Source organism: Streptomyces sp. NPDC028635 (genome assembly GCF_040637635.1).
Taxonomy (GTDB): Bacteria; Actinomycetota; Actinomycetes; order Streptomycetales; family Streptomycetaceae; genus Streptomyces.
Genome location: NZ_JBEZWX010000055.1, coordinates 14,707 through 37,236 on the forward strand (window position 1 = coordinate 14,707; position 22,530 = coordinate 37,236).

The 22,530-nt window shown below is 71.5% G+C and carries 23 protein-coding genes; 9 read left to right on the top strand and 14 right to left on the bottom strand.

The features are described from left to right. The first annotated feature begins 48 nt into the window (after positions 1-48). On the top strand, positions 49-1,212 hold the full coding sequence (locus AB0E88_RS33215) for an adenosine deaminase (RefSeq protein ID WP_361638358.1): 1,164 nt from the start codon (positions 49-51) through the stop codon (positions 1,210-1,212). 135 nt (positions 1,213-1,347) lie between these two features. Continuing rightward, on the top strand, positions 1,348-1,695 hold the full coding sequence (locus AB0E88_RS33220) for an ATP-binding protein (RefSeq protein ID WP_361638360.1): 348 nt from the start codon (positions 1,348-1,350) through the stop codon (positions 1,693-1,695). A 61-nt stretch (positions 1,696-1,756) separates the two neighbouring features. Here the strand turns inward: AB0E88_RS33220 and AB0E88_RS33225 are convergent, their stop codons facing one another. The 5 genes from AB0E88_RS33225 to afsQ1 all read right to left on the bottom strand — a co-directional run bounded on the left by AB0E88_RS33225 (position 1,757) and on the right by afsQ1 (position 5,570). Next, complete coding sequence (locus AB0E88_RS33225; protein ID WP_361638362.1) at positions 1,757-1,957, bottom strand: PspC domain-containing protein; 201 nt, start codon at positions 1,955-1,957, stop codon at positions 1,757-1,759. A 64-nt stretch (positions 1,958-2,021) separates the two neighbouring features. Further along, positions 2,022-2,594, bottom strand: coding sequence for a VanZ family protein (locus tag AB0E88_RS33230; RefSeq protein ID WP_361638364.1), 573 nt, complete (start codon positions 2,592-2,594; stop codon positions 2,022-2,024). A 104-nt stretch (positions 2,595-2,698) separates the two neighbouring features. After that, the gene (locus AB0E88_RS33235) at positions 2,699-3,304 is read right to left on the bottom strand and encodes a hypothetical protein (RefSeq protein ID WP_361638365.1); all 606 of its coding nucleotides are present in this window, start codon (positions 3,302-3,304) and stop codon (positions 2,699-2,701) included. Then, complete coding sequence (locus AB0E88_RS33240; protein WP_361638367.1) at positions 3,301-4,896, bottom strand: HAMP domain-containing sensor histidine kinase; 1,596 nt, start codon at positions 4,894-4,896, stop codon at positions 3,301-3,303. Before AB0E88_RS33240 ends, AB0E88_RS33235 begins: the two co-directional genes overlap by 4 nt. After that, positions 4,893-5,570, bottom strand: a complete 678-nt coding sequence (gene afsQ1 / locus AB0E88_RS33245) for a two-component system response regulator AfsQ1 (protein ID WP_158075115.1) — start codon at positions 5,568-5,570, stop codon at positions 4,893-4,895. The genes AB0E88_RS33240 and afsQ1 overlap by 4 nt, the downstream gene beginning before the upstream one ends. A gap of 248 nt (positions 5,571-5,818) precedes the next feature. Here afsQ1 and AB0E88_RS33250 point away from each other — a divergent pair, with 248 nt between their 5' ends. Beyond that, positions 5,819-6,556: a SigE family RNA polymerase sigma factor gene (locus AB0E88_RS33250; RefSeq protein WP_361638369.1), complete on the top strand. Its 738-nt coding sequence runs from the start codon at positions 5,819-5,821 to the stop codon at positions 6,554-6,556. A gap of 249 nt (positions 6,557-6,805) precedes the next feature. On the opposite strand, the gene AB0E88_RS33255 is transcribed toward AB0E88_RS33250, so the two are convergent. Further along, positions 6,806-7,456: a uridine kinase gene (locus AB0E88_RS33255; protein WP_361638371.1), complete on the bottom strand. Its 651-nt coding sequence runs from the start codon at positions 7,454-7,456 to the stop codon at positions 6,806-6,808. A gap of 143 nt (positions 7,457-7,599) precedes the next feature. Here AB0E88_RS33255 and AB0E88_RS33260 point away from each other — a divergent pair, with 143 nt between their 5' ends. Next, on the top strand, positions 7,600-8,046 hold the full coding sequence (locus AB0E88_RS33260) for a hypothetical protein (protein ID WP_361638373.1): 447 nt from the start codon (positions 7,600-7,602) through the stop codon (positions 8,044-8,046). Positions 8,047-8,122: 76 nt separating this feature from the next. On the opposite strand, the gene AB0E88_RS33265 is transcribed toward AB0E88_RS33260, so the two are convergent. Genes AB0E88_RS33265 through deoC form a run of 3 tightly spaced genes read right to left on the bottom strand, consistent with a single transcriptional unit; the run spans position 8,123 to position 11,407 of the window. Next, positions 8,123-9,013, bottom strand: a complete 891-nt coding sequence (locus AB0E88_RS33265; protein ID WP_361638375.1) for an aldehyde dehydrogenase family protein — start codon at positions 9,011-9,013, stop codon at positions 8,123-8,125. Continuing rightward, a complete protein-coding gene (locus tag AB0E88_RS33270; protein WP_361638377.1) occupies positions 9,006-10,442 on the bottom strand; it encodes an aldehyde dehydrogenase family protein in 1,437 nt (478 codons plus the stop codon). Before AB0E88_RS33270 ends, AB0E88_RS33265 begins: the two co-directional genes overlap by 8 nt. A gap of 5 nt (positions 10,443-10,447) precedes the next feature. Next, positions 10,448-11,407 carry a deoxyribose-phosphate aldolase gene (deoC, locus tag AB0E88_RS33275; RefSeq protein ID WP_361638397.1) on the bottom strand — a complete coding sequence of 320 codons (960 nt, stop codon included), beginning with the start codon at positions 11,405-11,407 and terminating at the stop codon, positions 10,448-10,450. A gap of 148 nt (positions 11,408-11,555) precedes the next feature. Here deoC and AB0E88_RS33280 point away from each other — a divergent pair, with 148 nt between their 5' ends. After that, positions 11,556-12,212 carry a PH domain-containing protein gene (locus AB0E88_RS33280; protein ID WP_361638379.1) on the top strand — a complete coding sequence of 219 codons (657 nt, stop codon included), beginning with the start codon at positions 11,556-11,558 and terminating at the stop codon, positions 12,210-12,212. Between the two features lie 89 nt (positions 12,213-12,301). Then, complete coding sequence (locus AB0E88_RS33285; protein ID WP_361638381.1) at positions 12,302-12,802, top strand: hypothetical protein; 501 nt, start codon at positions 12,302-12,304, stop codon at positions 12,800-12,802. A gap of 104 nt (positions 12,803-12,906) precedes the next feature. On the opposite strand, the gene AB0E88_RS33290 is transcribed toward AB0E88_RS33285, so the two are convergent. The 3 genes from AB0E88_RS33290 to AB0E88_RS33300 form a co-directional block, all read right to left on the bottom strand. Next, a complete protein-coding gene (locus tag AB0E88_RS33290) occupies positions 12,907-14,538 on the bottom strand; it encodes a phospho-sugar mutase (RefSeq protein ID WP_361638383.1) in 1,632 nt (543 codons plus the stop codon). A gap of 38 nt (positions 14,539-14,576) precedes the next feature. Then, positions 14,577-15,401: a purine-nucleoside phosphorylase gene (locus tag AB0E88_RS33295; RefSeq protein WP_361638385.1), complete on the bottom strand. Its 825-nt coding sequence runs from the start codon at positions 15,399-15,401 to the stop codon at positions 14,577-14,579. Positions 15,402-15,947: 546 nt separating this feature from the next. Beyond that, positions 15,948-16,385, bottom strand: a complete 438-nt coding sequence (locus AB0E88_RS33300; RefSeq protein WP_361638387.1) for a gamma-glutamylcyclotransferase — start codon at positions 16,383-16,385, stop codon at positions 15,948-15,950. A 95-nt stretch (positions 16,386-16,480) separates the two neighbouring features. Here AB0E88_RS33300 and AB0E88_RS33305 point away from each other — a divergent pair, with 95 nt between their 5' ends. Then, positions 16,481-17,929 (top strand): NAD(P)H-quinone dehydrogenase, encoded by a 1,449-nt coding sequence (locus AB0E88_RS33305; protein WP_361638389.1) that lies wholly within the window; start codon positions 16,481-16,483, stop codon positions 17,927-17,929. Positions 17,930-17,989: 60 nt separating this feature from the next. Here AB0E88_RS33305 and AB0E88_RS33310 read toward each other — a convergent pair whose 3' ends face one another. Next, positions 17,990-19,888, bottom strand: a complete 1,899-nt coding sequence (locus AB0E88_RS33310) for a hypothetical protein (protein ID WP_361638391.1) — start codon at positions 19,886-19,888, stop codon at positions 17,990-17,992. 129 nt (positions 19,889-20,017) lie between these two features. After that, positions 20,018-20,680: a hypothetical protein gene (locus AB0E88_RS33315; protein ID WP_361638392.1), complete on the bottom strand. Its 663-nt coding sequence runs from the start codon at positions 20,678-20,680 to the stop codon at positions 20,018-20,020. A 298-nt stretch (positions 20,681-20,978) separates the two neighbouring features. On the opposite strand from AB0E88_RS33315, the gene AB0E88_RS33320 reads away from it, so the two are divergent. Continuing rightward, positions 20,979-21,161, top strand: coding sequence for a hypothetical protein (locus AB0E88_RS33320; RefSeq protein WP_361638399.1), 183 nt, complete (start codon positions 20,979-20,981; stop codon positions 21,159-21,161). 213 nt (positions 21,162-21,374) lie between these two features. After that, positions 21,375-22,322: a DeoR/GlpR family DNA-binding transcription regulator gene (locus AB0E88_RS33325; protein ID WP_361638393.1), complete on the top strand. Its 948-nt coding sequence runs from the start codon at positions 21,375-21,377 to the stop codon at positions 22,320-22,322. Positions 22,323-22,530: the final 208 nt, after the last annotated feature.

Genomic DNA, 22,530 nt, shown 5'->3' on the forward strand with positions numbered 1-22,530 from the left:
GGCGATGTACATCGCGCCCTCTACGCGCGTAGGCGTTACAGTGCGGAAATGACGAGCCAGACCATCCAGAAGGGCAGAATTCCGACGCCGGACCAGATCCGCCGGGCGCCCAAGGTTCTGCTGCACGACCATCTCGACGGCGGTCTGCGCCCCGCCACCGTCGTCGAACTCGCCCAGGAGACGGGCTATTCCGAGCTGCCGGCGACGGACCCGGGCAAGCTCGGCCTGTGGTTCCGGGAAGCCGCCGACTCCGGTTCGCTGGAGCGGTACCTGGAGACCTTCTCGCACACCGTCGGCGTGATGCAGACCCGTGAGGCCCTGGTGCGGGTCGCGCGCGAGTGCGCCGAGGACCTCGCGCAGGACGGCGTCGTCTACGCCGAGGTGCGCTACGCCCCCGAGCAGCACCTGGAGGGCGGCCTGACGCTGGAGGAGGTCGTCGAGGCCGTCAACGAGGGCTTCCGGGAAGGGGAGCGGACCGCCCGGGAGAACGGTCACCGCATCCGGGTCGGCGCCCTGCTGACCGCCATGCGGCACGCCGCGCGCGCCCTGGAGATCGCCGAACTCGCCAACCGCTACCGGGACCTGGGTGTCGTCGGCTTCGACATCGCGGGCGCGGAGGCCGGTTACCCGCCCACCCGGCACCTGGACGCCTTCGAGTATCTGAAGCGGGAGAACAACCACTTCACGATCCACGCCGGTGAGGCGTTCGGACTGCCGTCCATCTGGCAGGCGTTGCAGTGGTGCGGCGCCGACCGGCTCGGGCACGGGGTGCGGATCATCGACGACATCGAGGTCGAGGACGACGGCACGGTCACCCTGGGGCGGCTCGCCTCCTACGTCCGTGACAAACGGATCCCGCTGGAGCTGTGCCCCAGCTCCAACCTCCAGACCGGCGCGGCGACGTCGTACGCCGAGCACCCCATCGGGCTGCTGCGGCGGCTCCACTTCCGGGCGACCGTCAACACGGACAACCGGCTGATGTCGCACACCAGCATGAGCCGGGAGTTCGAGCATCTGGTCGAGGCGTTCGGCTACACGCTCGACGACCTGCAGTGGTTCTCCGTCAATGCGATGAAATCAGCGTTCATTCCTTTCGATGAACGACTCGCGATGATCAATGACGTGATCAAGCCCGGATATGCGGAGCTGAAATCCGAATGGCTGTTTCAGCAGACCGCCTCCACCAGCGGTTCTGTGGCTCCGGAAGGCTGAGCCAGGGCCTGACCGGCAGTGAAATGCGGACGGGCGTTCACAACCCGTCCGCATTTCGATGTTTGCGGCCGGAGGCGTCGCGTGTTTACGGTCGTGGACCGCTCAATCCCCGTCTCCATTCGAGGACGCATTTTCATGAAGCAGTCTGCTGCCAAGACCCTCGGTGTCGCCGCCCTCGGTGCCGCCTTCGCCGCTGCGGGCGCCGGCGCCGCGAACGCCGCCCCCGCCCTCCCCGACGCCTCCCAGGCGCTGGGCGGTCTGACCCAGACGCTGCCGGCGGAGAACGTCGCCCAGGCGGTGCCGGGCGCCGGTGCCGCGCTGTCCCACGGCCCGACCGCGCTCAACTCGGGCCTCGCGGCCGCGCAGCCGGCCGTCGGCAAGGTGCTCGCCGACGGGCCCGCGAAGCCCCTCACCGGGCTGCTCGGCGGGCTGCCGGTGCAGGGCCTGGGCTCGAGCGGGCTGAACGGCATCCCGCTGGGCTGACCCCCAGCCGACGCCGACGGGGCGCACCCCTGATCCAGGAGTGCGCCCCGTCGGCGTGCGGTCACCAGGCCGTGCGGGCCTTGTTCTCGGACGGCAGCAGGATCCACAGCGCGATGTAGAGCAGGAACTGCGGGCCCGGCAGCAGACACGACAGCAGGAAGATCACCCGCATCGTGGTCGCGGAGGTCCCGAAACGCCGCGCCAGGCCGGCGCACACGCCGGCGATCATACGGCCGTGGGTGGGGCGGGTCAGGGCGGTCATGTCGGCTCCTTCGCGAGCTGTCGGCGGTGAGGCCGCCGGGTGGCTGCCTCGTCCGACAACAACGCTACGGGGACGAAGGGGGCGCAACGTCGCTCCACGGGGCGATCCCGACCCTGGGAATCGTCGGGGTGCGACCCTGAGCCGGCTCCTCCTGGTGCAGCGGCGAACGGCCGGCCCTGCGGCGCAGACAGGCCCGGCCGACCGGCACGACGAGCAGGTGGGCGACGGCCACGCCCGTCGTGTTCAGCAGCAGCGCGTCCACGTCCGCGACCTGCCCCGGCACGCCGGTCTGCAGCAGCTCGATGCCCAGGGACAGCAGCGCCCCGGCGACCGTCGTGCGCAGCAGGGAGCCCCACGGGGACGCGTCGAGCCGGCCGTGCGCCAGTGGCAGCAGCACGCCGAGCGGCGCGAGCAGCGCCAGTCCGGTGCCGAGCCGGCGCACCGCGAAATCCCCGCCCTGGGCGAGGTCGTAGCGGATCCCGGCGAAGGGATGCAGATTCGCCGGCATCACCCAGGGGACGTCCAGCGGCCGCAGCGTGAACCAGGCGACGAACGCGAGGTGGGCGACGAGGAGGACACCTCCTGCCACACGGACGCGGGACGCGGCGCTGCCGCCGATGGAGCCATGACGCTGCACGCCCCCCTAGACGCACCCCCCGGCAGGATCGGTTCCGCACCGCGCACACCCACCGGTATGAGGCGTCGGCCACACCGGCCGCCGGCCGGGGCGCCCCCCGGGTCTCAGGTCTCCGTGACCTCCGTCGACGGCGGTTCCTTCGTGCCGGGGCGGGAGCGGACCGCGCCGGTGCAGGCGTAGCGGCGCGGCGGCTCGCCCCGGGGGCCGCCCAGGATGACGGAACCGTCGCCCTCGGCCGCCGCGGAGTCCGACAAGGTGCACACGACCTGCGCCAGCGCGTACGACGTGAGCGCGCCCGGCGACGTGCTCAGCCGCAGCGCGTCCTCCGGGTCGTGCGGGCCGGGCCCCGAGACGGTCATGCCGCCGCGCACGTCGGTGGAGTACCCGGCCTCCCGCTCCGCCGCCGACGGCGTCTGGGCCAGCTGGTCCAGCAGCCCCTGCGCCACCAGCACCCGCCGCCGGGAGTCCGCCGCACCGTCCGGCACGCGCACCACCCGGTCCACGGCCACCAGCGACGCACCGCACAGCAGGAACACCTGCACCGGCAGCCCGCGCGAGGTCTGCGTGGACAGCTCCGGCTCGGACAGCGAGCAGCGCACCCGGGACGGCGCCGCCCCGAAGTCCGTCGGCACCTGAGTCGCCCGGATGCCGCACCCGGCCGCCAGCACGGCGAGCAGCGGCACGGCCAGCAGACGTCGAGCCCTCCTCATCGGGCGTCCCCCTCCTGCTCGCGGCCCTTGGTCTCCCCGCGGGCCTGCTCCCGGCTCTGCTCCTCCTGGCGCGCCAGCTCCGACGCGTCCCGCGGCAGCCGCAGGGTGAACACCGCGCCGCCCTCCTCCGAGTTGGCCGCGGTGATCCCGCCGCCGTGGATGTGGGCGTTCTCCTGCGCGATGGACAGACCGAGCCCGCTGCCCTCCGACCTCGGCCGCGAGGCGCTGGCCTTGTAGAAGCGGTCGAAGACGTGCGGCAGGACCTCCTCGGGGATGCCGGGCCCGTGGTCGCGCACCTGGATGACGACCTCGCTGTCCGTCTCCCGCACCGACACCCTGACCGGCGACCCGCCGTGCTTGAGCGCGTTGCCGATCAGATTCGCCAGGATCACGTCGAGGCGGCGCGGATCGAGCCGGGCGTGGATGCCGCGCTCGGCGTCCAGGTCGACGGCGTCCAGCCAGGCCCGCGCGTCGATGCACGCGGTGATCTGGTCGGCGACATCGACGTCGTCCAGCACCAGCCGGGCCGTGCCGGCGTCGAAGCGGGTGACCTCCATGAGGTTCTCGACAAGGTTGTTCAGGCGCCGTGTCTCACTGACCACCAGCCGCACCGCGGGCTCGACCATCGGGTCGATACCGCCGCTCTCGGCCTCCAGCTCCTCCTCCAGCACCTCGGTGACGGCGGTGATCGCGGTCAGCGGGGTACGCAGCTCATGGCTCATGTCCGCCACGAACCGCCGCGACGCCTCGTCCCGCGCCGCCATGTCCGCGACCCGCTTCTCCAGCGCCTCCGCCGCCTTGTTGAACGTCCGGGACAGATCGGCGAGTTCGTCCGTGCCGGACACCCGCAGCCGGGTGTCCAGCTTGCCCTCGCCCAGCCGCCGCGCGGCCACCCCGAGCCGCTGCACCGGCTTCAGCACGGTCGTCGCGGCGGCCTGGGCGAGCAGGGCAGCGCCGATCAGCGCCAGGCCGGTGGCGATCCCCAGCGACCAGGCCAGCGAGTTGAGGTCCTTCGCCTCCGGCTCCAGCGACTTGAGCATGTACCCGGTCGGGCCGCCGCCGATGACCCGCGTCCCGGCGACCAGATACGGCGTGCCGTCCTCGACGATCCGCTGCCAGTACAGGTGGTACGGGGACTTGTTGGCGCCGGTGAGCTTCTGCTGCCGGTCCACGGCCGTGCGCAGCGACGTCGGCACCTCCTGCAGCGAGAAGCCGTTCAGGCCGCCGGAGCTGCCGTACACCGTCTTGCCGCTCGCGTCCGTGGCCACCAGCAGCACGCTGAAGCGCTGGCTGCTGTTCGCCATCTGCCCGGCGGTGTGCTGCAGTTCGTCCTGGCTGGGGTGCTCCGGCAGCGCGCCCGCCCGGTTCTGCATCTCCTGCTGGAAGTCGCGCAGCACCGCGTCCTGGGCGCGGGTGAGCACCGCTTCCCGGTTCAGCCAGTACGCGATGCCCGACGCCGACACGGCAGCGGTCAGCGCGACCAGCGCGAACACCACGACCAGCCGCAGTCGCAGACTGGTGAGGCGCAGCCGTGAGAACACTCCCTTGCGCTCCGCGGCCTCGCCGCGGTCCCCCTCGTGCCGCTTGCTCACTGAGGCGGATCCAGGCGGTAGCCGACACCACGCACGGTACGGATCAACGTCGGGGACGAGGGAACGTCCTCCACCTTGGCGCGCAGCCGCTGGACGCACGCGTCCACCAGCCGGGAGTCACCCAGGTAGTCGTGCTCCCACACCAGCCGCAGCAGCTGCTGCCGCGACAGCGCCTGACCGGGCCGCCGGCTCAGCTCCAGCAGCAGCCGCAGCTCGGTCGGCGTCAGCTGCAGATCCTCGCCGTTCTTCGTCACCGTCATCGCCGAGCGGTCGATGACGAGGCTGCCGAAGGTCGCCGAGTCCGTCGACTCCCGCTCCCCGCGCCGCAGCACGGCCCGGATCCGCGCGTCGAGGACACGCCCCTGGACCGGTTTGACGACGTAGTCGTCCGCACCGGACTCCAGGCCGACGACGACGTCGATGTCGTCGTTGCGCGCGGTCAGCAGGATGATCGGCAGCTGGTCGGTGCGCCGGATGCGCCGGCACACCTCGAAACCGTCGATGCCGGGCAGCATCACATCCAGCACGATCAGATCCGGCCGCTGCTCGCGCAGCAGCTTCAGACCGTCCTCACCGCTGGCAGCGGTCGCCACCCGGTGTCCCTGGCGCGTCAGTGAGAGCTCCAGGGCCGTGCGGATGGCGTCGTCGTCCTCGATCAGCAACAGGGAAGGCACGGGCTCATTCTGGCCCATGGAGGCGGCGTTGTTCACCTGTGGGTTGTGCAGAAGCGGCGGGGGCGGCATCGGGAGCTGTGCACGATCTTCGCCGGGAGGCGGCCGGAGGGGGCCGGACCCCTGTGACACGTCTGTGACAGTCGGCGGACACGGCGATGAAAGTGCCGCGGCAAGCTTTTCGGCATCGGGCAGGGCACCACCGCCCGCACCAGTTCGAACACCGGAAAGTCCACGACGGGGGGCGCGAGATGAACACGCTGCACAGCACCAGCACCAGCGCAGTGGTCACGCGTCTGCACGACGTGCACCGGAGTCACGAGAAGTCCGGTGCCGTGAGCGGGCGGGGGTGCGCTCGCGGCACCGGGCGTCAGCACACCGCGATCATGACGGTGGTTGACGGTTTCACGGGGGAAACACACGGGGGAAGCGCGTACGGGGAGGACCCGGGGGAGCGGACGTCCCTGACGGAGGCCGAGTTCACCGCCTACGTCCAGGAGCGCCGCGCCTCCCTGTACGCCACCGCCTACCACCTCACCGGCGACCGCTTCGAGGCCGAGGACCTGCTGCAGAGCGCGCTGTTCTCGACGTACCGGGCGTGGGACCGGATCAGCGACAAGGCCGCGGTCGGGGGCTACCTGCGCCGCACCATGACGAACCTGCACATCAGCGCGTGGCGCCGCCGCAAGCTGAACGAGTACCCGACCGAGGAGCTGCCGGAGACGCCCGGCGACACGGACGCGATGCGCGGCACCGAGCTGCGCGCGGTCCTGTGGCAGGCGCTCGCCCGGCTGCCGGAACTCCAGCGCACCATGCTGGTCCTGCGCTACTACGAGGGCCGCACGGACCCGGAGATCGCGGAGATCCTCGACATCAGTGTCGGCACGGTGAAGTCCAGCATCTGGCGCTCGCTGCGCCGGCTGCGCGAGGACGAGGTCCTCAGCTTCGGCCGTGACCAGGAAGACGCCTTCGGGGAGCTTGTCGCCTGAAGGACCACGGGGGAACCCGCGGGGGAGCCACGGGGGTGGCACGGTCCGGGGGGACCGGCGGGGGACCACGGGGGAACTCCACGGGGGACGTGGAGACACGGGGGAAACAGGGGATCACGGGGGAAACAGGAGCGGGACCGGAGGGCCGGGGGGTCCATCTGGTCCCGCTCTTTCCCGTACCCGCGCCGCGACGGCGAGGCCGGGCCGTTCCCGGGCCGCCACGGTGACGGCTGGGCCGTTCCCGCGCGGCTACGGTGACGGCTGGGCCGCCGCCGGCCTCGCCCGTACCTGCCGTCCCGCCGCGGCCGCCGCGAGCCGGCCGAGGGCCTCGTCGAGGTCGCAGCGATGGGCGCCGAGGGCGGTCTGCCGGGCGATGATCGAACGTTCGGAGCGCATCAGCCGCCAGCCGCGCCGCAGCAGGAACGGCACCGACTTGCGGCCCTCCTTCAGATCCCGCAGGAACCGCCGCCGGAACGTGGTGACCGCGCCCCGGCTCAGACACAGCGCGTCCGCCAGGAGGCCCAACTCCCGGCAGCGCTCGACGATCTCGGCGGCGAAGATGCCCTCCGCGATGAACAGCGGCGTACGGCCGATGCTCAGCGTCTCCGCGCCCGTGCGGGCGCTCAGCGCGATGTCGTACACCGGCACCCGGGTCGAACCCGTGGCGCACAGCTCGGCGATCGCGGCGACGGCGACCTCGGCGTCCCAGGACCGGGGATGGTCCCAGTCGATGTCGGAGCTCCCCTCCACCAGCGGCAGCGTCGGGTCGTCGGCTTCCTTGTAGAAGTCGTCCAGGCGCAGAACCGGCAGCCCGGAACGGGCGGCGACGAGGGACTTGCCCGAGCCCGAGGGGCCGCACAGCAGCACGACACGGGCGGGGGAGGGGGGATGAAGGCTCACGGAACACCAGTTTGACGCATGGTTGCCGTGCTGCCGACCCCGCGGGTCGGCTTTGGAGCGCGCATCACACCTCAACTACGCTTCGCGTCGACCCGATTACGGCACGTAGCAACATCATCACGCAGCAGAAGGTGGCACCGGCGATGGCGCGACACGACTCTTCCCAGACCTCGACCGGCCGCCGTGCCCTGGTCGCCCTCGCGACCGTGGGCGCGGCGATCGCGGCCGGGACGGCGACGGCCTCCGCAGACGTCCTCACCCCGACGAGCGAACCCGGAGCCCCGCTCCTGGAGGTCCCGCACCGGGCCTCCTCCCTCGGCAACGTCGACCCGAAGGCCGGCCTGACGGCGCTGACCGGCTCGGTCGGCTATGTCACGGGCCCGGTCGCCGGCCTCAAGCCCAACCCGCTCGCCGGGACGGGCGTCGACCCGCTCGACAACGGCGCCGGCACCCAGGTCGCCGACTTCAAGCCGGTGGCCACGCAGGCGCTCACCGCCCCCGTCGCGCAGGCGCAGTCGATCGGCAGCCTGCCGGTCGTGGGTCAGGTCACCGGCCTGCTCGGCGGGGTGCAGGGCGGCCCGCTGGGCTGACCCGCGCCGCACACGTGGGAGAGCCGCGCCGCCCCCGGACGGAGGGGTGACGCGGCTCTCGCGTGGGGGGTGGCGGTCAGTAGGACGAGCCGGAGGCGCCCAGCGAGCCCGTGGGGTGCCAGACCGTCTTCGTCTCCAGGAACGCCGTCATACGGTCGGTGCCCGGCGCCGCGAAGTAATCCACAGGCTGTGGACGCAGCACGCGCTTGAGATTGTCCGCCGCGGCGATCTCCAGTTCCTTCGCCAGCTCCTCGCCGGCGCCCGCGAGATCGATCGCGTTGACGTCCTGGTGCGCGGCCAGCGGCTTCGCGATCTCCGCCGTGGCGCCGGACAGGATGTTGACGACACCGCCCGGCACGTCGGAGGTGGCCAGCACCTCGGCGAGGGACAGGGCGGGCAGCGGGGCCTTCTCGGAGGCGACGACCACCGCCGTGTTGCCGGTGGCGATCACGGGCGCGAGCACCGAGACCAGGCCCAGGAAGGACGACTCCTGCGGGGCCACGACGGCGACCACACCGGTCGGCTCGGGGGAGGACAGGTTGAAGAAGGGGCCCGCGACCGGGTTGCCGCCCCCGATCACCTGGGCGATCTTGTCGGTCCAGCCCGCGTACCAGACCCAGCGGTCGATCGTGGCGTCCACGACCGCGGCCGCCTTCGACTTCGACAGGCCCTCCGCGTCCGCCACCTCGCGCACGAACTGGTCCCGGCGGCCCTCCAGCATCTCCGCGACCCGGTACAGGACCTGGCCGCGGTTGTAGGCCGTCGCCCCGGACCAGCCGCCGAACGCCTTGCGCGCGGCCACGACCGCGTCGCGGGCGTCCTTGCGGGAGGACTGGGGAGCGTTGGCCAGCCACTTGCCCTTCGAGTCGGTCACCTCGTACACCCGGCCGCTCTCGGAACGCGGGAACTTCCCGCCCACGTACAGCTTGTAGGTCTTGAAGACGGACAGCCGCTGCTCATCAGACATCGAGGTAAGCCTCCAGGCCGTGGCGACCGCCCTCGCGGCCGAAGCCCGACTCCTTGTAGCCGCCGAAGGGCGAGGTCGGGTCGAACTTGTTGAACGTGTTGGACCACACCACACCGGCGCGCAGCTTGTTCGCGACGGCGAGGATCCGCGACCCCTTCTCCGTCCAGATGCCCGCGGACAGCCCGTACGGCGTGTTGTTCGCCTTGGCGACCGCCTCGTCCGGGGTGCGGAAGGTCAGGACCGACAGCACCGGGCCGAAGATCTCGTCACGGGCCACGGTGTGCGCCTGGGTGACGTTCGTGAAGAGGGTCGGGGCGAACCAGTAGCCGCTCTCGGGCAGTTCGCAGGCCGGGGACCAGCGCTCGGCGCCCTCGGCCTCGCCCCGCTCGACGAGCGTGGTGATCCGGGAGAGCTGCTCCGCGGAGTTGATCGCGCCGATGTCGGTGTTCTTGTCCAGCGGGTCGCCGAGGCGCAGCGTGGACAGGCGGCGCTTGAGGGAGTCCAGCAGCTCGTCCTGGACCGACTCCTGCACCAGCAGGCGCGAGCCCGCGCAGCAGACCTGGCCCTGGTTGAAGAAGATGCCGTTGACGATGCCCTCGACGGCCTGGTCGATCGGGGCGTCGTCGAAGACGATGTTGGCGCCCTTGCCGCCCAGTTCGAGCGTGAGCTTCTTGCGGGTGCCCGCGACGGAGCGGGCGATCTCCTTGCCGACGGCCGTGGAGCCGGTGAAGGCGACCTTGTTCACATCCGGGTGCGCGACGAGCGCGGCACCCGCGTCGCCGTAGCCCGGAAGGATGTTGACGACACCCTTGGGCAGCCCGGCCTGGCGGCAGATGTCCGCGAAGAACAGGGCGGACAGCGGGGTGGTCTCGGCCGGCTTCAGCACGACCGTGTTGCCGGTCGCGAGCGCCGGGGCGATCTTCCACGCCAGCATCAGGAGCGGGAAGTTCCAGGGGATGACCTGGCCCGCCACACCGAGCGGCCGCGGGTTCGCGCCGAAACCGGCGTGGTCGAGCTTGTCGGCCCAGCCGGCGTAGTAGAAGAAGTGCGCGGCGACCAGGGGCAGGTCGGCGTCGCGGGTCTCCTTGATCGGCTTGCCGTTGTCCAGCGTCTCCAGGACGGCCAGCTCACGGCTGCGCTCCTGGATGATCCGGGCGATGCGGAACAGGTACTTGGCGCGCTCGGAGCCGGGCAGCGCCGACCACTTCTCGAACGCCTTGCGGGCGGCCTTCACCGCGCGGTCGACGTCCGCCTCACCGGCCTGGGCGACCTCCGAGAGGACTTCCTCCGTCGACGGGCTGACCGTCTTGAAGACCTTGCCGTCGGCCGCGTCGGCGAACTCGCCGTCGATGAACAGGCCGTAGGAGGGGGCGATGTCGACGACCGAGCGGGACTCGGGCGCCGGGGCGTACTCGAATACGGAAGCCATGATGATCAGTCCACCGTCACGTAGTCGGGGCCGGAGTAGCGGCCGGTGGCCAGCTTCTGGCGCTGCATCAGCAGATCGTTGAGCAGCGAGGAGGCGCCGAAGCGGAACCAGTGGTTGTCCAGCCAGTCCTCGCCCGCGGTCTCGTTGACCAGCACGAGGAACTTGATCGCGTCCTTGCTGGTCCTGATCCCGCCGGCCGGCTTCACGCCGACCTGGACACCGGTCTGCGCCCGGAAGTCGCGCACGGCCTCCAGCATCAGGAGCGTGTTGGCGGGGGTGGCGTTGACGGCGACCTTGCCGGTGGAGGTCTTGATGAAGTCGGCGCCGGCGAGCATGCCCAGCCAGCTGGCGCGGCGGATGTTGTCGTACGTCGACAGCTCGCCGGTCTCGAAGATGACCTTCAGGCGGGCCGAGGTCCCGCAGGCCTCCTTCACGGCGACGATCTCGTCGTACACCTTGAGGTACTTGCCCGCGAGGAACGCGCCACGGTCGATGACCATGTCGATCTCGTCGGCGCCCGCGGCGACGGCGTCCTTCACGTCGGCGAGCTTCACCTCCAGGGCGGCGCGGCCGGCCGGGAAGGCGGTGGCGACGGAGGCGACCTTCACGCCGGAGCCGGCGACGGCCTCCTTGGCGACGGCCACCATGTCCGGATAGACGCAGACCGCGGCCGTGGTGGGGGTCGTCCGGTCGGTCGGGTCGGGCAGGACCGCCTTGGCGCCGAGCGCCCGGACCTTGCCCGGGGTGTCCGCGCCTTCCAGCGTCGTCAGGTCGACCATCGAGATGGCGAGGTCGATGGCGTACGCCTTCGCGGTGGTCTTGATGGATCGGGTGCCGAGAGACGCGGCGCGCGCCTCCAGGCCGACCGCGTCGACGCCGGGCAGCCCGTGGAGGAAGCGGCGCAGCGTGCTGTCGGACGCGGTGACATCCGAGAGTCCGTGAGCTGTGGGTGCGGTAGTGGGCATGGTCACCAGACGAGCATATCTACGCGCGTAGCGGATGTATAGCCCTCGAGGTCGTGGGGGTGGACCGGGACGGCCGCCACGCGCGGGACCGGTGCGCCCGGCGTACCGCGTACGGGGTCCGGCCGGGCCGTCGGGCACAATCGGGGCCATGACCACCCCGGAGCACCCGTCACCAGCGTCGCAGGCCCCCGAGGCCAAGGACCGCGTCCACCGGTCGTCCGCCGGCATCGCCTCCGGCGTGATGCTGCTGGCCCTCGCCGGCTGGCTCGGCATCGACGCGGTCGTCGTCGGGCACGGCCGCACGCCGTGGCTGGCGCTGGCCGGGCTGCTGCTGGTGGTGCCGCTGGTGGTGGCGTACACCATCCGCCCGGCGATCTTCGTGAACGAGGACCGGCTGCGCGTGCGCAACCCGCTGCGGGTGATCGTCCTGCCGTGGGGCACGGTGGCGGGGCTGCGCTCCGGCTACTCCAACGAGGTGATCACGGTCTCCGGCACCAAGTACCAGCTGTGGGCCCTGCCGGTCTCGCTGCGGGCCCGCAAGCGGGCGGCACGGCAGCAGGCACGCGCGGTGGCGGCCGGCGGCCAGGAGGGCGGCCTCCTCGGTACGCCGGGCACGGGCGCCGGCCGCACCGAGCCGCCGCGCGCGCAGACCGACAAGGCCATGGACGACCTGAAGCAGCTCCGCGACGACCGCTGCACCGAGGAATCCGCCCAGGGCGAGGTCACCGTCCGCTGGGCCTACGAGGTGATCGCCCCGGCGGTCGCGGGTGCGGTACTCCTGGCGATCCTGGCGGCAACGGGCTGAGCGAGCCGCCCGGCGGGATCTAGTCCGTTCCGGCGGGTGCCGGGCGTGGGGTGCACGGCGGAGCCGCGAGCGCTGCGACGCTCGCCGTCATGAACATCGCCACTTTTTACGCGCTCTTCTCCACGACCTGCTTCACGCTGGTCGGCCTGTGGTGGAACGTAGTCCAGAAGCACGACGACTGGGTGTGCGACCCCGCCCAGCGCCGCGTCGTCGGCGGGGTCTACCTGTCCTTCCTGCTGCCCGCCGTGATGGGCCTGTTCGCCCAGGTCGGCGCCGGGCAGCCACAGATCTGGCGGGCGGCCTTCGTCGTCCTGGCCGTCGTCGGCTGCGCCTGCACCTTGCGGCTGCTGTCCCGCACCCGTGGCGACGGCTTCGTCGCCCGGCACCAGGCCGGCGCCGGCCTGCTCTACGCCCTGATCGCGGTCGTCGGCGCGTTCCCGGAACTCGCCGGCCACGTCGGGCTGCGCCCCATCCAGGCCGAGGCGCTGATGCTGATCGCCCTGGTCGTCCTCGGCCATGCCCTCGTGTGGCGGTTCATGGTGGGCGAGGGCCGTTTCGTGGAGGAGGAGCACGCGGCGCAGGCCCGGTGACCGAGCCGGGTCCCACCGGCGCCGGCCGTGCGCGGAACGCACCACCGGGGCACCCCCGACGAGGGTGCCCCGGTGGCAGGTCCTGAGACGCCGGAGGTGGCGGCTCAGATGCCCGCGGCCTGCGACAGGTCCCGCTTGATGGCGCTCAGCTGCCGCTCCGCCGTCGCCCGTGCCGCCGGGAGGTCGTCGTGCGCCGACACCGGCACGACCACCTCGAGGTAGCACTTCAGCTTGGGCTCGGTGCCGCTCGGGCGGACGATCACGCGGGCACCCCGCAGGGTGTAGCGCAGGCCGTCGGTCGGCGGCAGCTTCTCCGTGCCCTGGGTGAGGTCCTCCGCGCTGACCACGGAAAGGCCCGCCAGCTCGGTCGGCGGCTGCTCGCGCAGCCGGCGCATGGCCTCGGCGATCAGGGAGAGGTCCTGGACCCGGACCGACAGCTGGTCCGTGGCGTGCAGCCCGTGCTCCACCGCGAGGTCGTCCAGCAGGTCGAGCAGGGTGCGGCCCTGCTCCTTCAGCTCCGACGCCAGCTCCGTGATCAGCAGCGCGGCCGTGATGCCGTCCTTGTCGCGCACGCCGTCGGGGTCGACGCAGTAGCCGAGGGCCTCCTCGTAGCCGTACCGCAGACCCTCCACGCGGGCGATCCACTTGAAGCCGGTCAGGGTCTCCTCGTACGGCAGGCCCGCCTTCTCGGCGATCCGGCCGAGCAGCGAGGAGGAGACGATCGACTCGGCGAACGTGCCGCGCGCGCCCCGGCGCACCAGGTGGGCGGCGAGCAGCGCGCCGACCTCGTCGCCGCGCAGCATCCGCCAGTCCGCGCCGTCGCGCACGGCCACCGCGCAGCGGTCGGCGTCCGGGTCGTTGGCGATGACCAGGTCCGGCTCCGTCTCGCGGGCCCTGGCGAACGCCAGGTCCATCGCGCCGGGCTCCTCCGGGTTGGGGAAGGCCACGGTCGGGAACTCCGGGTCCGGGTCGGCCTGCTCGGCGACCAGCACCGGCTCGGGGAAGCCGGCCCGGGCGAACGCGGCCAGCAGGACGTCCCGGCCGACACCGTGCATCGCCGTGTAGACCGTACGGGCGGTGCGCGCCGAGTCCGGGGCGAGGACCGCGTCCGTACGGGCGAGGTACGCCTGAAGGACCGCGTCGTCCAGGACCTCCCAGCCCTCCGTCGGGCGGTCCACCGTCGTCAGGCTGCCGATCGCGGCGATCTCCGCGGCGATCCCGGCGTCCGCGGGCGGCACGATCTGGGAGCCGTCGCCGAGGTACACCTTGTAGCCGTTGTCCCGGGGCGGGTTGTGGCTGGCCGTGACCTCCACACCCGCGACGGCGCCGAGATGCCGTATGGCGAAGGCGAGGACCGGGGTCGGCAGCGGCCGCGGCAGCACCGCCGCGCGCAGACCGGCGCCCACCATCACGGCGGCCGTGTCGTAGGCGAAGTCCGCGGACTTGTGGCGGGCGTCGTAGCCGATGACGACGAGGCCCCCCTCGGAACCGTTCTTCTTCAGATACGACGCGAGGCCCGCCGCCGCCCGGATGACGACCGTGCGGTTCATGCGCATCGGCCCGGCGCCCAGCTCCCCGCGCAGGCCGGCGGTGCCGAACTGCAGGGTGCCGGAGAAGCGGTCGGTCAGCTCCTTGACGTCCTCGGCGTCGATCAGCCGGGCGAGTTCCTCACGGGTGTCCGCGTCGGGGTCCTCGGCCAGCCACGCCTTGGCCCGGGCGATGACTTCGTCGTGCACGGTCGGTTCAGCCTCTCCTCGTCGGTGGTTCTGCGTGCTTACAGGCGGTCGAGCACCTGCGCCAGCAGGGAGCCCATGCGGGTGGCGCTGTCGCGGCCGGCCTGCAGGACCTCCTCGTGGTTCAGCGGCTCGCCCGTCATGCCGGCGGCGAGGTTGGTGACCAGGGAGATACCGAGCACCTCGGCGCCCGCCTCACGCGCGGCGATGGCCTCGAGCACGGTGGACATGCCGACCAGGTCCGCGCCGATGACACGGGCCATGCGGATCTCGGCCGGGGTCTCGTAGTGCGGGCCGGGGAACTGGGCGTAGACGCCCTCCTCCAGTGTGGGGTCGACCTCCTTGCACAGCGCGCGCAGCCGCGGCGAGTACAGGTCGGTCAGGTCGACGAAGTTGGCGCCGACGATGGGGGAGGTGGCGGTGAGGTTGATGTGGTCGCTGATCAGCACCGGCTGACCCGGACGCATGCCCTCACGCAGACCGCCGCAGCCGTTGGTCAGCACGATGGTCTTGGCGCCGGCGGCGACGGCGGTGCGCACCCCGTGGGACACGGCGGCGACGCCACGGCCCTCGTAGTAGTGCGTACGGCCCAGGAACACCAGGGCGCGCTTGGTGCCGATGCGGTACGAGCGGATCTTGCCGCCGTGGCCCTCGACCGCCGGGGGCGGGAAGCCGGGGAGCTCGGTGACCTGGAACTCGGCCTCGGGGGCGCCCAGGGCGTCGACGGCCGGGGCCCAGCCGGAGCCCATCACGAGGGCGACGTCGTGGGTCTCGGCACCGGTCAGTTCGCGCAGGCGCGCGGCGGCGGCGTCGGCGGCGGCGTACGGGTCGCCCTGGATGTCGTCCGGAAGAAGAGATGCGTTCACGGCATCGAGGGTAGCCGCTCTTCGCCTACGCGCGTAGATGTCAGAGCCGACGGCATGGGGATCGTTGTCTTGTCGTTTCCGACGAGGTGCTGTGACAGGGCCCTCGCCGTCGCCCCGGGGCGACGGCCCGCACCCGCCGAAGACGGCCCGCACCCGCGTACGACGGGAAGGGGTCGGGGTGGGGGGTGTCCGCCCGCAGCGTCCGGCACCGAGACACTGAGCGCTCGTCGGAAGCGGCCGGCCGGACCGAGGACGGACACCCCCCGCCCCGGCCCCGATCTACAACGCACCGTTGGCGCGACAGCAACCGACCACGCATCCGCACGGGCCGCCGCAGGCAAAAAAGGGGCGCGGGGAACTGCGCGACCAGCCACAACGCACCGGAAGACGACGACGTACCGCAGGTGACAACGCGCCGCAGGTGACGGCGCACCACAGGTGATTACGCACCGCAGGTGACAGCGCGCCGCAGACGACGCACCGGCAGATGACAACGCACCGGCAGACGACAACGCGCCGCAGACGACAACGCACCCCGCGGAGCGCTCAGCAGGGCCGTTTCCGCAGCTCCATCACATAGTCGTGCGGCGCGCCCGCCGACTCCGCCGCGTCCGCGATGTCGCCCAGGTAGCGGGCCGAGGGCAGCCCGCCCTCGTAGGCGTTCAGCGCGTAGGTCCAGGCGCGCTCCTCGCCGTCCAGCGTGTGGACCCGGACCCGCATGCGCCGGTAGATGTCCAGGCCCACGCCCTCCCAGCGGTCCAGCGAGGCCTCGTCCATCTCGGCGATGTCGTACAACGCCACGAAGACCTGCGACAGCGGGTCCTCCACGATCGTCGCGAGCGCGCCCTCCCAGCCCAGCTGCTCCCCGCCGAACGTCAGCCGCCAGCCGTTCAGCCAGCCCGTGGCGCGCAGCGGCGAGTGCGGGGCGCGACGCGACATCAGCCGCGCGTCGAGATGGCCGGCGTACGCGGCGTAGAGCGACATGCACGAAGGGTACGGCAGTGGCGTGTGCGTCACTGCGGTGACGGACGCCTCACAGACCGCCCCCGAGGCGGTAGCAGGTTGAAGCGTGCGGGACAATGGAATACGTGACTCGGATCGTGATCATCGGTGGCGGACCCGGCGGATACGAAGCGGCCCTGGTGGCCGCGCAACTCGGTGCGGAGGTGACCGTCGTCGACAGCGACGGTCTGGGCGGGGCGTCGGTGCTCACCGACTGCGTACCGTCCAAGACCCTCATCGCCACGGCCGAGGTGATGACGACCTTCGACTCCTCCTACGAGGAGCTCGGCATCATCGTCGCCGACGACACCCCGCCGCTGGAGCAGGCGGCCCGGGTGGTCGGCGTGGACCTCGGCAAGGTCAACCGGCGTGTGAAGCGCCTCGCGCTCGCCCAGTCGCACGACATCACCGCCTCCGTCACCCGGGCCGGCGCCCGGGTCATGCGCGGCCGTGGCCGGCTGGAGGGCATGCAGGCCCTCGACGGCTCCCGCAAGGTCGTCGTGACCGCCGCCGACGGCACCGAGGAGACGCTCACCGCCGACGCCGTACTGATCGCCACCGGTGGTCACCCGCGTGAGCTGCCCGACGCCCAGCCGGACGGCGAGCGCATCCTGAACTGGACACAGGTCTACGACCTCACCGAGCTGCCCGAGGAGCTCATCGTGGTCGGCTCCGGCGTCACCGGCGCCGAGTTCGCCGGCGCCTACCAGGCCCTCGGCTCCCGGGTCACCCTCGTCTCCTCCCGCGACCGCGTGCTGCCCGGCGAGGACCCGGACGCCGCCGCCGTCCTCGAGGACGTCTTCCGCCGCCGCGGCATGAACGTCATGGCCCGCTCCCGCGCCGCCGCCGCCAAGCGGGTCGGCGACCGGGTCGAGGTCACCCTCGCCGACGGCCGGGTCATCACCGGCTCGCACTGCCTGATGGCGGTCGGCGCGATCCCGAACTCCGCGGGCCTCGGCCTGGAGGAGGCCGGCGTCAGGCTGCGCGAGTCGGGCCACATCTGGACCGACAAGGTCTCCCGCACCACCGCCCCCGGCGTGTACGCCGCCGGTGACGTGACCGGCGTGTTCGCCCTCGCGTCCGTCGCCGCGATGCAGGGCCGTATCGCCATGTACCACTTCCTGGGCGACGCGGTGGCCCCGCTGAACCTCAAGACGGTGTCGTCGAACGTCTTCACCGACCCCGAGATCGCCACCGTCGGCTACACCCAGGCCGATGTGGACGCCGGCAAGATCGACGCCCGGGCCGTCAAGCTCCCGCTGCTGCGCAACCCGCGCGCGAAGATGCAGGGCATCCGGGACGGCTTCGTCAAGATCTTCTGCCGCCCGGGCACCGGGATCGTCGTCGGCGGTGTGGTCGTGGCGCCGCGCGCCTCGGAACTGATCCACCCCATCTCGATCGCGGTCGACAACAATCTGACGGTCGAACAGATCGCGAACGCGTTCACCGTGTACCCGTCCCTGTCGGGCTCGATCGCCGAGGTCGCCCGGCAGTTGCACACCCGCAAGACGGCCGGCGAGGTCTGATCCCGCGGGGTGTCGGGACACGGGAACCGTACGTGGCCCGACACCCGCAGGGGCGGTTTCTCAGTCCTCTTCCCGGACGTACTTGTCCAAGTTCTTGGACAACCGGTCCGCCGTCCTGGCCGCCTCTCGCCACTTGTCGTCGGTGAGGGAGTCGTAGGCCGGGTCCTTCAGCTCCCGGTATCTCTCCAGTGCGTCCCAGGCGGACCGGAGCGACTGGAAGAGCAGCTTCTCAGGCGCCTCGGCCTCGGTGACCGGTGTGACGACGTCTTCGCTGAGCACCTGTTCGCGCAGCCAGTCATTGTTGTACGACGGGGTGTTCGGCTGCGCGTCCTCGGGCAGTTCCCCGCCGTCGGAGCCGAGCCGGGGGAAGGGACGGCCCTCGCGGGCGGCCCGGACCGTGGCGATGAGCTGCCGGATGCCCCACTCACTTCGCATCATGCGGCCGACCACGACCGCCGGCTGTCCTCGGAACCGGGCGGAACCACGGTCGACGCCGAGACCGCCCAGCGCGAGGAGCGGAACGATGCCCCTCGCCGCGACTTCCTGGCAGCTCGGGCCCGGTTGTCCGTTGTGCACCTCGGCCAGTGCCTTGCCCTGCAACTCATCGAGAGCCTGATCGTCGGGGCGGGACGTGACACTCCAGGGAGCGGAGCCCACGTCCGTCCACAGAGCATGCGCAGCGGCGTTGCGGGCCCGGTCGAGGTACTGGTGGTCGTGACCGGAGAAGGAACGCAAAGCGAGTTCAAGGGTAGGGCGGGAGCGATTCTTGGCGGAGAACGCCTTCGTGTTCAGCGCTTCGTTCAGCAGTTTGCGGAACCTCGGTTCCGGGGTCGTCATGAGACGGATGAGCCAGGCGCAGCGCTCGTCACGGTGCGGGCTGAAGCCCAGATCCCGCGCCACCTGGGTCACGTCCTCGCGCCCGAGCGCGTAGGCGAGTTCCGTCGGAGTGATCAGACCGTAGTCCGCAAGGGTGTTCACGGATCGTTCCGCGAGGAGGGTGCCCTGCGCCTCGGCAGAGAACGCCTTCGGCTCGATGTTCTGCGCCCCGAGGGCGAGGTTGAGCGTGCTTGCGTACGTGGGTTCGACACGGGTCGGGTGGCTGCCGGTCTGCCTGTCCCAGCCCCAGCCGACGATGAGGTCGGCCTCCGCGGTGAGGGCGTTCACCACCCCCTCCGCCGTCATCAGTCCCTCCTCGTCCGGCTCGCCGGCGGAGGCGAGCGCCTCCACATCATGCGTCAGGTCCTTCAGGCGTCGGGTGAGCCACTTGCGCTGGGAGTCGGGCGAGGCCGCGACGATGTCGGATTCGGTGAGTTCCAAAATCCGGTGCGCCGACGCGGTGCGCGACGTCCCGTCCACGACGCCGACGGCGGGGCGCGGCGGGGCATCGGTGAAGCGGTACTCCACATGCCCGGCGAGCAGGGGCATGAGGATGCCGTTGATCCGGATGTCGGACTCCCAGGAGTTCTCCTGGATCACGTACGCCGCGTTCTCGTCCAGTGCGGTGGCCACCGCTTGCCGGGTGCCGCGGTAGATCAGCGACGGAACGCTTCCGGAGGAGTCCGGCGCCGCGAGCGCCACCTTTGACGTGGTCCCGGGCGTCACCTGCGGGTCGGAGAGGTAGGCCTGGCCGACCACGAAGCGGCCGTTGGTCGCGTCGACCAGCAACAGGGGTGTCCACACGGTGGCGCGGAGCAAGTGGAGTATGCGGCCGCCGCGTACGCGTTGGGACCGTATCTGGTTGGCTCGGACGGCCCGCGGGTCGATGACCGCGCTGAGCAGCTGAGCCGCGGATTCGACCGTGTGCGTGGTGCCGTCGGGGTGCTCGAGAATGCGCTCGGCAGCCGCCCTGACCGCTCGCATGTCCCGGACCTGTAGATCTCTCAGCCGGTCGAGCAGGACTCCGACGCGGTTGCGGTATTCGTCTTCGGGCAGTTCGTAGACGGGCTCGACGTCACTCATACGTGTCAGACCTTCCGCTTGACCCTCGATGCACGGGGAGGCAGAGTGGATGTGATGCTGGCCCCAGGAGGGGCCGGAAGTGAGGCCAGGCCATCCGCCGGACGACGGACGCCTGGCCTTCGCGCTTGCTCAGACGGATTCCGGCGGCGCGAGGGGGGCGTGAGGCGTCCCGCAGGCTCCGCAGGTCAGCACGGTTCCCTTGGAGCCCAGCAGAGCCGCCAGCCAGTAGTCGGGCGCCCCGCTCACGGCGGTGCTGTACGCGCCGGCCGCGATGTCGGCGGACCACAGGGCGGGCTCGTCGTCACCCGGCGTGTGGCTCACGCGCAGAGAAGGGGGCAGTATCCCGGATCGGCGCAGTCCGGCCAACGCGGACACATCGGCGCGATCCCGTTCAGGGCCGCGGGACTCGAAAACGGCGTGAGCCACTCGCCGCCGTCCCAAGTCCAGCAGCAGGCCCTCCATCGCTTTGCGTCGGGCCCGTTCCTGCTTGTCGTGCGCCATGCCGCACCACGTGGCGACGACGATGTCGGCGTTCAGGGCGGCCAGGCCCTCGGCAGCCAGTGCGCGCCGAGGTGCCGACTCGTCCCGCCAATGCAGCTTCTTGCGCTGCCCGGGCAACCGCAGCCCCCTCATGCGGTCGCGCACTGCGGGCAGTGCGGGGGAGGGCACGATGACCGCGGACAGCAGATAAATACCGCCGGCGCCGTGTCTCTGGCGCATCGATTCGTCGCACAGGGCGATGGTCCCCGGCGCGTCCGCCTGAGGGACGGCATACGTTTGGGCAGCACACATGTCCAGCCTCCTCGGAGCCGTGTGGCTCTACGCAGGAGGCCGACCGCTGAGGTCCGTCTTCCTGCACTCCGTCACGCGAGGGCGCTCGGCGCTCGCGCATTCCAGTGGTGGACCGAGGGAGTCGTACGCCTGCGGCAGGTCCGACGAGTGCGGTTCCGTGAGAAACCGGTGCGCCGAACGTGACGGAGAAGGTGTCTGACCAGGGGGCTTCCAGGAGCCGCCGGTGGGACGCCCTCATGCGTACGAGGTAGTCGTTCCATGGTGCAATGCTGAACAAGTAGCTTAATCACGAGCACAGTTGACTGACAATCAGGTTGGGCAAGCCTTCGGCCCCGGCATACGGAACGCATCGATCGCGGTCGACAACAATCTGACGGTCGAACAGATCGCGAACGCGTTCACCGTGTACCCGTCCCTGTCGGGCTCGATCGCCGAGGTCGCCCGGCAGTTGCACACCCGGAAGACCGCCGGCGAGGTCTGATGGTCCGGTGCGGCTCCCCGTCGCTGGTGGGGAGCCGTCCGCGCAGGTCACGGGGGGTCGCGCCGGCCGGTGACGGTGTGTCGTCGCGCATGCGGGCGGCATAGTCGGCGGGCCTAGGCCCCTATACCACTTCCCGTCGAACCGTGCGAACAACTTCCGTTATTCGGCGCATACTGCTGAAACCAGACGGTCGCCCGCGTTACTGTCAGTTTCGTGTTCGCTGCAGAACGTCGCCAACTGATCCTCGAAATGGTGCGGGCCAACGGGGCCGTGTCGCTCCGTGAGCTCGCCCGCGTCGTCCAGACCTCCGAAGTGACCGTACGGCGGGACGTGCGGGCACTGGAGGCCGAAGGACTCCTCGACCGCCGGCACGGCGGTGCGGTGCTGCCGGGCGGGTTCACCCGCGAGTCGGGCTTCCCGCAGAAGTCCCATGTCGCGACCGCCGAGAAGACGGCCATCGCCGATCTCGCCGCCACCTTCGTGGAGGAGGGCGAGGCCATCGTGGTCGGCGCCGGCACCACGACCCAGGAGCTGGCCCGCCGGCTCGCCCGCATCCCCGGGCTGACGGTGGTCACCAACTCCCTGCTGGTCGCCCAGGCGCTGGCCCACGCCAACCGCGTGGAGGTCGTGATGACCGGCGGCACGCTCAGAGGCTCCAACTACGCCCTGGTCGGCAGCGGCGCCGAACAGTCCCTCCAGGGGCTGCGCGTCTCCCGTGCCTTCCTCTCGGGCAGCGGGCTGACCGCCGAGCGCGGGCTCTCGACGTCCAACATGCTCTCGGCGTCCGTCGACCGGGCTCTCGTCCAGGCCGCCGCAGAGGTCGTCGTCCTCGCCGACCACACCAAGCTCGGCACCGACACGATGTTCCAGACGGTCCCGACCGACGTCATCACCCGCCTGGTCACGGACGAGCCACCGGCTCACGACGACCGTGCCCAGACCGAGCTCCAGGCCCTTGCCGACCAGGGGGTGCAGATCGCCGTGGCCGGGGCGACCGGCAGCCAGGGGGGTGACCCGGTCCCGGCGCGCCAGCAGCGCCGGGACGTGCCCCTCCCGAACCCCCGCCGCGGGCACATGCCCGGCATCCGCCCCACGGGCGTCCTCACCGACCAGCCCCAGCAGCCCGAACGCAACCGCGTGGCGGACATGCGGCGGCGCTGACCCGTACGGCGGCTCTGCCCCTCGTCGGCGTCGGCGCTGACGGCGGACCGGAACGACCGGCCCCGCACACAGCGAAGCGCCCGGCGGACCGAACATTCCGGTCCGCCGGGCGCTTCGCTGTTCGTTGTGCCTGCGGTCAGTCCGTGATCTCGCAGATGGCGGCGCCGCTGGTGAGGGAGGCGCCGACTTCGGCGGTGAGGCCCTTGAT